Here is a 10,179-nt window from a genome sequence, read left to right as displayed (position 1 = left end):
TCTGTTCTTGGGGGGGCCCGGACGCGCGGGTGGCCCCCTATCGGTCGTCGCCCCGGCCGCCCGGGGCCTCACCGGCCGCGGGGGGGCGCCGCACCCGGTCCGGCGCCGCCCCGCACCCGCTAGTCCTCCAGCCGAGCGAGGTACATGGTCACCTCGGCCGCGACTGTGATCTCGTCGAACTCGGGCGTCTCCCACACGTCGAGCTGGGACTCCATGGATTCACCTCCTCTCCGCCGGGATCACGGCAGGCTCCGGTCACGCGCTACGACGGTTCCGGGAGGGCGAAGACGAGCAGGGCGCTTCCGTGCCCCGCGCCGAGCATGCCGGGGAGGAATCCCTCGGCCCATCCGCCCCAGCCGACCGGCACGGCCACGTACTGCCTGCCTTCGACCATGTAGGTGGTGGGGCTGCTGTGGTGACCGCTTCCGCACTGGAACTGCCACAGCAGCTCCCCGGTGCGCGCGTCGAGCGCGTTGAACTCCCCTGAGGCCTCTCCGGCGAACACCAGGTCACCGCCGGTGACCAGCGTCGAGGCACACATCGGCAGTTCGTTGCGCCAGCGCCACTTCTCCTCGCCGCCCGCGTCGAACGCGCTGATGGACCCCGCCATGTCCTCGATGTCCACCTGAACGCCCGCGCCCCAGTAGGGAATGCTCTCCTTGAACTCCCGGCGCCGCCGGGTGGCCGTGGCACCGGTGTCCTGGACCGGGACGTAGAAGAGCCCGGTCCTCGGGCTGTAGGACGCGTGGGTCCATTCCTTGGCGCCGGCCGGACCGGGGTAGAAGTGGACCGGTTCTCCTTCCTTGTCCGGGTACACCTTGGCCGTCACCTGTCCGTCCCTCGTGATCGCCCCCCAGGTGATGCGGTCGACGAAGGGGGTGATCCCGACCCGCTCACCGTTCGTGCGGTCCAGGACGAAGAAGTAGCCGTTCTTGTCGAAGTGCCCGAGCAGTTTGCGTCCGTCCTGCTCGAACAGGATGCACTCGCCGATGCTGTCGTAGTCCCACAGGTCGTGCGGGGTGCACTGGTAGTGCCAGCGGATCTGGCCGCTGTCCACGTCGACGGCGATGATGCTGTCGGTGAAGAGGTTGTCGCCCTCGCGTACCTCTCCGTCGAAGTCGGGCGCCGGGTTGCCGGTGCCGACGTACAGCAGGTTCGTCTCCGGGTCGAAGGTGCCGGTGACCCAGCAGTTCGCACCGCCCCGTGCCCAGGCCTCGCCCTCGGCGGGCCAGGTCTCCGAGCCGGGCTCCCCGGGCTTGGGCACCGTGTAGCAGCGCCACTGGTGCTCGCCGGTCTCCAGGTCGAACGCGTCGAGGTGGCCGCGTACGCCGAACTCGCCGCCGGAACTCCCGACGATGACCATGTTCTTCACGATCAGCGGGGCGACCGTGGCGCTCTCCCCGGCCCGGACGTCTCCGTAGGTCTTGTCCCAGACGCGCTTGCCGGTGGTGGCGTCGAGCGCGAGCACGCGGGCGTTCGCCGTGACGAAGAAGACCTTCCCCTGAGCCACGGCGACCCCGCGGTTCACGTTCCCGCAGCACAAGGACACGTCGAAGGGGACCGCGTGCTTGTACCGCCAGATCTCCACGCCCGTCTTCGCGTCGAGGGCCCAGACCCAGCCGTCCCAGCCGGAGAGGAACATGACCCCGTCGACGACGATCGGGGCGGCCTCGAACGAGTAGGTCGACGCGCCCGCGATCAGACCGGTCGTGCCGGCCTGGAAGACCCAGGCGGGGACGAGGCGCTTGACGTTGTCCGTGTTGATCTGGTCCAACTGACTGTACCGCTGCCCGTTGTAGGCGCCGTAGTAGGTGAGCCAGTTCTGGGGCTCCTCGCGGGCATTGAGCAGGCGCTCGTAGTCGACGCCGGCTATCACCGGCGGCGCGACGTCCCCGCCCGCGACCTTGCCGCTCAGCGCTCCCTGGTCGACGGCCTCACCCGCATCGACGTAGTCGGCGTAGTCGACGGTCATTTCCTCCACCTCCTGCTTCTGCCTACGGGCGCGGCTGTTCGGGACGGTCGAGGCGGGCCTCCGGCGGAGCGTCCCCCAGGACCACGATGGACCCGGTCAGTCCCCGGCCCTCGTCGTTGCCCGTGGGCGAGCCGAACCAGTAGTAGCCCGGACCGTCGAGGTTGAGGTGCGCCTGCCCGTGCGAATGGTTCACCAGCCAGATGAACTTCCTGTCGCCGTTGCTCGGCAGAAGAGCGCAGTGTGTGTTCATGTCGTCATTGACGAGGTCGAGCTCGATATCGCCTCCGTGGGGCATGACCAGAATGGAGGGATCCCAGGTCAGCTCGTCCGGGTTGATGCGAATGGTTGCTTTCATGCGGCCGTCCGATTCCTCGGTGGCCTGCCCGATACTTCCTGTTCCCAGTACCTGGCCCAGCGCTGCTTTGTTCTGTGCGGCCAATCCGAGCTGGTCCAGCAGGTCGGCTCGCTCCTGCGCGGTCGTCATCGGGGCTTCTCTCCCCTCGTCCGAATACCTGTGTCCGCTCTCGCTCCACCGAATGATTAACACCGGAAAGGAGGCAAAACCTACAGTCGGCGAACACGCTACGCCGGACGAAACGTCCGGGCCGTCTCATGCCGTTCGTCCGCGACCGGCTGCCGTTCGGACCCGATGTGCCACCGTTGGAATGAGGAGCCGGGCCGTGCCGCGACGCGTCGGTCAGGCGAGGTCGTACCGGTCGAGATTCATGACCTTGGCCCATGCGGCGACGAAGTCCCGCACGAACTTCTCCCCTGCGTCGTCGCTCGCGTAGACCTCCGCGACGGCACGCAGCTCGGAGTCCGAGCCGAAGACCAGGTCGACGCGGCTACCGGTCCACTTGACCTCGCCGGTGGCCCGGTCGCGCCCCTCGAAGGTTTCCGCGGCCGCGGACACCGGCGTCCACTGCGTGCCCGTGTCGAGCAGGTTCACGAAGAAGTCGTTGGTCAGCGACCCGGGCGCCGAGGTGAGGACACCCAGCGGCGACTGCCGGTGGTTGGCGCCCAGCACCCGCAGGCCGCCCACGAGGACGGTCATCTCGGGCGCGCTCAGGTTCAGCCGGTTCGCGCGGTCGACCAGCAGGTGCTCCGACGGCACCCGGCAGCCCTTGCCGCGGTAGTTGCGGAAGCCGTCCGCGGCCGGTTCGAGCGCGGCGAAGGACTCCACGTCGGTCCATTCCTGCGTGGCGTCCGTGCGTCCCGGGCTGAAGGGGACCTCGATGTCGTGGCCGGCGTTCCTGGCGGCCTGCTCGACGGCGGCGGCTCCGCCGAGCACGATGAGGTCGGCCAGCGAGATCCTCGCGTCCCCGGTCCCGGAGCGGTTGAAGGACTCCTGGATCCCCTCCAGGGTGTGCAGCACCCGAGCCAGCGTGTCGGGGTCGTTGACCTCCCAGCCCCGCTGCGGCTCGAGGCGGATGCGTGCGCCGTTCGCCCCGCCGCGCCTGTCGCCGGCACGGAACGTCGAGGCCGACGCCCACGCGGTCGAGACGAGACGGGAGACGGACAGCCCGGAGGCGAGGACCCGGCGCTTGAGCGCGGCGATGTCCGCCGCCCCGACGAGCGCGTGGTCCACCGCGGGGACCGGGTCCTGCCAGAGCAGCGTCTCCCGGGGTACCAGCGGTCCGAGGTAGCGCTGGACGGGGCCCATGTCGAGGTGCGTCAGCTTGAACCAGACCCGGGCGAACGCGTCCGCGAGCTGATCCGGGTGCTTCAGGAAGCGCCGCGAGATCGACTCGTAGACGGGGTCCGTCCGCAGCGCGAGGTCCGTCGTCAGAATCGTCGGGGCGTGTGCCGTCGACGCGTCGTGGGCGTCCGGCACGGTGCCGGCCCCGCCGCCGTCCCTCGGGGTCCACTGCCACAGACCGGCGGGGCTCAGCTCCAGGTCCCACTCGTAGCCGAACAGGGTCTCGAAGAAGCCGTTGTCCCATCTGGTCGGGGTGGGCGTCCACGTGCCCTCCAGCCCGCTGGAGATGGCGTCCGCGCCCTTTCCGGTGCCGTAGCCGCTCCGCCAGCCCAGGCCCTGCTCCTCCAGGGGGGCGCCCTCGGGTTCGGGGCCGAGGTGGGCGACCGGGTCGGCCGCGCCGTGGGTCTTGCCGAACGTGTGGCCGCCCGCGATCAGCGCGACGGTCTCCTCGTCGTTCATCCCCATGCGCCGGAACGTCTCGCGGATGTCCCGGGCCGCGGTGAGCGGGTCGGGAACGGTGTTCGGCCCCTCCGGGTTGACGTAGATGAGGCCCATCTGGTCGGCGGCCAGCGGGCTCTGCAGCTCCCGGACGCCGCCGTGACGTTCGTCGCCGAGCCAGGCCCGCTCGGGACCCCAGTACACGTCGTCGTCGGGCTCCCAGACGTCCGCCCGGCCGCCGGCGAAGCCGAAGGTGGTGAGGCCCATCGTCTCCAGGGCGCGGTTGCCCGCGAAGACCATCAGGTCGGCCCAGGAGATCTTGCGGCCGTACTTCTTCTTCACCGGCCACAGCAGCCGGCGCGCCTTGTCGAGGTTGCGGTTGTCCGGCCAGCTGTTCAGCGGCGCGAAACGCTGCATGCCGGCGCCCGCGCCACCGCGGCCGTCGTCGACGCGGTACGTACCCGCGCCGTGCCACACCATCCGGATCATGAGCGGCCCGTAGTGGCCGAAGTCGGCCGGCCACCACTCCTGCGACGTCGTGAGCACCTCGTCGACGTCCCTCGCCAGGGCGTCCAGGTCGAGCGTGCGGAACTCCGCCGCGTAGTCGAAGTCCTCGCCCATGGGGTCGGCCCTGGCGCAGTGCTTCCGGAGAATCGCCAGGTCGAGCCGGTCCGGCCACCAGTCGCGGTTGCTCGCGCCCCCCGTCGCGTGACCGCGGTGCCCGGCCGGGGCGGGGAGGCCGAGGCCGCCCGCGCCCGCGGGGTCGCCCCCACCGGCGACGGCGTCCTGCCTGTCGGTCACGGGACTCCTCCTTCCGGGACAGAGGTCGTGCCGGGGCGCTCAGATGTCCAGAGCGCGACGCACGGCCGGGGCGTGCCGCCGGGAGACCGGCACCATGCCGTTCCCCCGGTCGTCCATGACCAGAGACAGCTCGCCCTTGAGCCCGCGCTCTATCTCCCTGATGCGGCTGAGGTTGACCACGTACCGGCGGTGCACCCGCAGGAAGCCGACATCCGCCAGCTCACCTTCGAGTTTGTCCAGACTCTGCGAGGCGGCCCGCAGTCGTCCCTGGTCGGTGGAGAGCCACACGTCGTTTCCCTGCGATTCGGCGAAGGAGACCTCCGGCAGCCGCAGCAGCACCATCCGGTTGTCCCGCATGGCGACCAGTCGGCGGGGCTGCGCCCACAGGTGGGCGGCCCCCTCCGCCTGGGGCAGTTGCGCCCCGTCGGAGGCACCGAACGAGACCAGGTTCCCGATCAGGCGTCCGGAGGAGAAGACGGGCCGGATGCTGATCGATGTGGGCTCGTCGGCCAGGTGGGCGAAGATCTGTGTCGAGCCGACCCAGTCGGGGTTGTGGGCGGCCTGCCTGGTGGCGTACCGGGCGGCGGTGATCAGTTCGGGCAGCCCGGGGTTCCATCGCAGCGTGGGGTCGACCGCCGGGGTGCATGCCGGGACGCCCAGGAACACGCTCGCCATGTCGTCGGCGATCACGACCTTGCCCGCGGTGTCCACCGCTGCGAGTGCCGCGCCGGAGTGTGCCCTGGCCTGGGTGTAGGCGGCGACCAGCTCGGCACCGCTGTCCCGGGCGCGTCTCTTCAGGGGGGACTGGGTCATGGTGGCCGCGTTCGCCAGCCAGCTCTCCGTGGACGCGGGCAGCCGGCCGCGCCAGCGGCAGACGGCCAGGACCGCGATCGGTTCCCTGGTCACCACGTCGCGCACCGCGATGCCCGCGCAGACCCAGTCGTGGAGCACCCGGCACCAGTGCTCGGCGCCCCTGACCGCGACCGGGCCGTGCGCCTCGAGCGCCGTGCCCATGCCGTTCGTGCCGACCGCGCACTCGGACCAGCAGAACCAGGGCGCCAGACGGGGGGCGTCGGCTCTGGCGAGCGTGGCCTGGTCACCCCACTCGGCCAGGATCCGGCCGGTGGCGTCGGTGACCGTGACGACGCCACCGAGGCTGCCCACTTCATAGGCCACGGAGGCGGCACGAAAGCCCAGCTCGGCGAGTACGACGTCGTGCTCGGGCGTGTGGTCGGGCTCCGCGACGGCCACCGGCGCCCCGGTGAGGTGGGGATCGACCCGGTACTGCTCCCGGCAGCGGTGCCAGGAGATCGCCACCAGGGGCCGGACGTCCGGGACCTGGTCCTCGCCCTGCACGAACCGTTCCCACGCGGCGAGCACGGGGCCGCCGTCCAGGTTCGCCGATCCGGACTCAAGCCGATGTACATCCCTCATGGTTCAGAACCACCTTCGGTCCATCCCCAACGCCCGACGGCGTCCGCGCCGTCCGCGCCGACCGCCGCTCGTCGCGGCCGGGCCTGCGGCGGACCGGGCCCCGCGTCGCGCGCCTTCCTGCTGCGTCACTCGTTCCAGGCCGTGTCACGCACCTGCACTCCCCACCCTAAATTCCGTCGTCGGCCTGCGCACGCATCTGTTCGGGACCGGGTGCGCGCGATGCCGGGCCGGCGCCGGCTTCGAGGCCCGTGCCGCGCTCCTGACCTGCCGGTTCATCCAGGTATGAGAACTTGGACCTGTCTGCGCCCAGTCGGTCGGGACTTCCCCCTTCCGCGCGCTCGGCACCGCCTGCGGCGCAGCGCCACATGATGGACATGAAGGTGTCACACGCGGACCGGAATGCCGGTCAGGCGGGCGCCCGTTGTGACGGTCATGACTGTGGGAGTAGCACTCGACGCATCCGACGCGCACAACCAGGTCGACGCCAGCGTGCAGCTGGCCCGGGAGGCCGCGGCCGCCGGTCTGCGGTCGGCCTGGTTCGGCCAGACCTTCGGCGCCGACTCACCCCAGCTCGCCGCGGTCGTCGGGCGCGAGGTGCCCGGACTGCACGTGGGCACCTCCGCGATCCCCGTCTTCGGCCGGCACCCCCTGCTCGTCTCCAGCCAGGCCCAGACCGCGCAGGCCGCGACGCACGGCCGCTACCACCTCGGTCTGGCCCTGGGCACCAGGCTGCTGACGGAGACCGGCTTCGGCCTGCCCTTCGCGCGCCCCGTCGCCCGCCTGCGTGAATTCCTCACCGCGCTCCGGCAGTTGACTCAGACCGGCACCGCAGACTTCCACGGCGAGCTGCTCACCGCCACCACTCCGGTCCCGGCCCGTGTGCCGGGCGCCGAGGGCGGCGTTCCCGTGCTGGTCGCGGCGATGGGGCCGCAGGCCCTGCGGGTCAGCGGTGAGCTTGCGGACGGGATCCTGCCCTATCTGGCGGGCCCGCGCGCCCTGGCGGAGCACATCGTCCCCGCCCTGACCGCCGCCGCGGAGGCGGCCGGCCGTCCGGCGCCCAGGATCGTGGCCCTGGTGCCCGGTGTCGTCACGGACGACGTGGACGCGGTGCGGGCGAAGGCCGCCGACAGCCTCGCGTTCTACGAACAGATCCCGTCCTACGCGCGGGTCATCGAACTCTCCGGCGGCCGCCGGGCCGCCGACGTGGCCGTGATCGGCGACGAGAAGACGGTCGAGGCCGAAGTGCGGCGTTACCGCGACGCCGGCGCCACCGAGGTCGTTTTCTCGGGCACCGGGATCGCGGGAGAGGCGGACCGCCGCCGCACCTGGGCACTGCTCGGCGGACTGGCCGGATGAGCGCACCCGCCGGGCGCCGGCCCGGTACCTGCCCTGCCCCCCTTGTGCGAGGCCGCGCCTCGCGTGACCGAGGAGAACCCATGACCACTGACGTCCCCACGACGGACCTCCGGGCCTTCACCGAGAGCTGGCTGGAGTGGTACCGCGCCCAGGAGGCGCGGCTCGCCGACCCGCACGGCTTCCTGGCCATCACCGGCCTGCACTGGCTCGACGACCGGCCGCAGCGTTTCCCCGACGCGCCCGGTGCGTGGCACACCGGCCGCGACGGGGTCGTCGTGAACCTCGACGACGGGGAGGAACTGGTCGTCGACGGAACACCGGTGCGGGGGGAACACCGCTTCGGCGTGCTTCCCGAACGCGGCGGCGTGGACGCGGCCTGGAAGGACGCCGTCATCGAGGTCGCCAAGCGCGGCGGCCACGACATCGTGCGCCCCCGTCACCCGGACGCGCCGCTGCGCACCGCCTTCACCGGAACACCCGCCTACGCGCCCGACCCGCGCTGGGCCGTGACCGGCCGGTACGTCCCGTTCGACGAGCCGCGGCCGACCACCGTGGGCGCCGCGGTCGAGGGGCTTGAGCACGTCTACGACGCTCCGGGCCGGATCGAGTTCGAGCTGGACGGCCGGCACCTGTCCCTCACCGCGTTCCCCGGCCCCGGTGCGGGCCGGCTGATGGTGCTCTTCACCGATGCGACCTCCGGGGTCACCACCTACGCCGCCAACCGGGTCCTGGCCCTCGGACCGCCCGCCGCCGACGGCTCGGTCGTCCTGGACTTCAACCGCGCCGCGAACCTGCCGTGCGCCTACACGGACCTGGCCACCTGCCCGCTGCCACCGGCCGAGAACCGGTTGCCGGTGGCGATCGAGGCGGGCCTGCGGATCCCCCGCGAGCGCGGCGGCTCCTGAGCCGGTCGCCTCGCCCGGCCGGCCGCCTCCGAGAGCGGTTGCGGAAGAAGGGCCTCGCCGACGTCGGCGAGGCCCTTCTGCACGCCGTGGTCACGCCGCACGGCCGGCCCTCCTCCCTCGATCGATACCCCCCCGGGTATCTCTGTTACGGTGGTGACAGATACCCCGGGGGGTAATTGATGCGAAGGGAGCGTCTCCGTGTTCTTCATCGACACCATCGAGCTGGCGGGCCTCGGCAACCGCGGATACCTGGCCGGTGGCCGGCAGGCGGCCGTGGCGGTGGACCCGCCGCGCGACATCGATCAGGTGCTCACGGCGGCGGCGCGGCGCGGGGTGCGGATCTCCCACGTGGTGGAGACCCACATCCACAACGACTACGTCACCGGTGGCCTGGAACTGGCCAGAGTGACGGGGGCCGCCTACCTGGTGCCCGCCGAGGCCCGGGTGTCGTTCGCCCGGGTGCCGGTGTCCGACGGTGACACCGTCGTCGTCGACTCCGGCCTGGAACTGCGCGCGGTCGCCACACCCGGTCACACCCCGCACCACACCTCCTATGTCCTGCTGGAGGACGGGAGCCCGGTCGCGGCCTTCACGGGCGGGTCGCTGCTGATCGGCACGGTGGGCCGGCCGGACCTGGTCGAGCCCCGCCTGACCGAGGAGCTGGCCCGCGCCCAGCACGCCTCCGCGCACCGCCTGGCGGCGGAACTCCCCGACGAGACCCCCGTACTGCCCACGCACGGCTTCGGCAGCTTCTGCTCCTCCGCCCCGGCCGAGGGCGACGCCACGACCATCGGCAAGGAGAAGTCCCTCAACGCGGCGCTGACCGAGGACGTGGACTCCTTCGTCGCCCGGCTCCTCGCCGGCCTCGACGACGTTCCGGCCTACTACGCGCACATGGGCCCGGCCAACGCCGCCGGTCCGGCACCGGTGGACCTCACCCCTCCGGCCCTCGCGGGGGCCGCTGAGATCGCCGCCCGGCTCGCGGCCGGCGAGTGGATCGTGGACCTGCGCGACCGCGTGGCGTTCGCCGAGGGCCACGTCGCCGGATCCTTCAACTTCGAAGCCGCCGGCTCGTTCGCCCTCCACCTGGCCTGGATGATCCCGTGGGGCAAGCCGGTCACGCTGCTCGCCGAGTCCCCCGAGCAGCTCGCCGCCGCCCAGCGGGAACTCGTCCGGGTCGGCATCGACCGGCCGGCGGCCGCCGCGACCGGCGCCCCGCGGGAGTGGGCGGCCGACGGCGACCGCCTCGCGTCGTTCCCCCGCTCCACCTTCGCGGGCCTGGCCGGGCACGGCACGGACGGCATCGTCGTCCTGGACGTGCGCCGCGCCTCCGAGCGCGCCGGCGGCCACCTCGCGGGCTCCGTGCACATACCGGTCCACGAGCTGCACCAGCGGCTCGGGGAGGTTCCGGCGGGCACCGTGTGGGTGCACTGCGCGGGCGGCATGCGGGCCGGCATCGCGGCCTCCCTGCTGGACGCCGCCGGGCGGAGCGTGGTGGCCGTCGACGACGGCTTCGGCTCCGCCGCCGACGCCGGACTGACCGTCGTCACCGGCTGAACGGGCACCAGACCGCC

8 protein-coding genes are annotated in these 10,179 nt (G+C 72.1%); 3 read left to right on the top strand and 5 right to left on the bottom strand.

Features of this window, described 5'->3' with window-relative positions; all coding sequences use genetic code 11:
• Window positions 1-119 precede the first annotated feature (119 nt).
• The 5 genes from pqqA to AB0N17_RS00825 form a co-directional block, all read right to left on the bottom strand.
• Window positions 120-215 carry a pyrroloquinoline quinone precursor peptide PqqA gene (pqqA, locus tag AB0N17_RS00845; protein WP_366008888.1) on the bottom strand — a complete coding sequence of 32 codons (96 nt, stop codon included), beginning with the start codon at window positions 213-215 and terminating at the stop codon, window positions 120-122.
• Window positions 216-262: 47 nt separating this feature from the next.
• On the bottom strand, window positions 263-1,972 hold the full coding sequence (locus tag AB0N17_RS00840) for a PQQ-dependent dehydrogenase, methanol/ethanol family (protein WP_366008887.1): 1,710 nt from the start codon (window positions 1,970-1,972) through the stop codon (window positions 263-265).
• Between the two features lie 22 nt (window positions 1,973-1,994).
• Complete coding sequence (locus tag AB0N17_RS00835; protein ID WP_366008886.1) at window positions 1,995-2,456, bottom strand: MSMEG_3727 family PQQ-associated protein; 462 nt, start codon at window positions 2,454-2,456, stop codon at window positions 1,995-1,997.
• Between the two features lie 213 nt (window positions 2,457-2,669).
• Window positions 2,670-4,910, bottom strand: coding sequence for a catalase/peroxidase HPI (katG, locus tag AB0N17_RS00830; RefSeq protein WP_366008885.1), 2,241 nt, complete (start codon window positions 4,908-4,910; stop codon window positions 2,670-2,672).
• A 39-nt stretch (window positions 4,911-4,949) separates the two neighbouring features.
• Window positions 4,950-6,344 (bottom strand): LytTR family transcriptional regulator DNA-binding domain-containing protein, encoded by a 1,395-nt coding sequence (locus AB0N17_RS00825; protein WP_366008884.1) that lies wholly within the window; start codon window positions 6,342-6,344, stop codon window positions 4,950-4,952.
• Between the two features lie 432 nt (window positions 6,345-6,776).
• Between AB0N17_RS00825 and AB0N17_RS00820 the strand changes: the two genes are divergently transcribed.
• The 3 genes from AB0N17_RS00820 to AB0N17_RS00810 all read left to right on the top strand — a co-directional run bounded on the left by AB0N17_RS00820 (window position 6,777) and on the right by AB0N17_RS00810 (window position 10,162).
• Window positions 6,777-7,700: an LLM class F420-dependent oxidoreductase gene (locus AB0N17_RS00820; protein ID WP_366008883.1), complete on the top strand. Its 924-nt coding sequence runs from the start codon at window positions 6,777-6,779 to the stop codon at window positions 7,698-7,700.
• A gap of 80 nt (window positions 7,701-7,780) precedes the next feature.
• Window positions 7,781-8,605 (top strand): DUF1684 domain-containing protein, encoded by an 825-nt coding sequence (locus AB0N17_RS00815; protein WP_366008882.1) that lies wholly within the window; start codon window positions 7,781-7,783, stop codon window positions 8,603-8,605.
• A 198-nt stretch (window positions 8,606-8,803) separates the two neighbouring features.
• On the top strand, window positions 8,804-10,162 hold the full coding sequence (locus AB0N17_RS00810) for an MBL fold metallo-hydrolase (protein WP_366008881.1): 1,359 nt from the start codon (window positions 8,804-8,806) through the stop codon (window positions 10,160-10,162).
• Window positions 10,163-10,179 lie beyond the last annotated feature (17 nt).

It is taken from the genome of Streptomyces sp. NPDC051133, from assembly GCF_040682635.1.
Classification (GTDB): Bacteria; Actinomycetota; Actinomycetes; order Streptomycetales; family Streptomycetaceae; genus Streptomyces.
Note: the sequence above shows the minus strand (reverse complement) of the source record. Positions and strands in the feature narration are given on the sequence as shown.

Coding starts and splice junctions, on each gene's coding strand:
- pqqA (WP_366008888.1), bottom strand. CDS start 215: ATGGAGTCCCAGCTCGACGTGTGGGAGACGCCCGAGTTCGACGAGATC.
- AB0N17_RS00840 (WP_366008887.1), bottom strand. CDS start 1,972: ATGACCGTCGACTACGCCGACTACGTCGATGCGGGTGAGGCCGTCGAC.
- AB0N17_RS00835 (WP_366008886.1), bottom strand. CDS start 2,456: ATGACGACCGCGCAGGAGCGAGCCGACCTGCTGGACCAGCTCGGATTG.
- AB0N17_RS00825 (WP_366008884.1), bottom strand. CDS start 6,344: ATGAGGGATGTACATCGGCTTGAGTCCGGATCGGCGAACCTGGACGGC.
- AB0N17_RS00820 (WP_366008883.1), top strand. CDS start 6,777: ATGACTGTGGGAGTAGCACTCGACGCATCCGACGCGCACAACCAGGTC.
- AB0N17_RS00815 (WP_366008882.1), top strand. CDS start 7,781: ATGACCACTGACGTCCCCACGACGGACCTCCGGGCCTTCACCGAGAGC.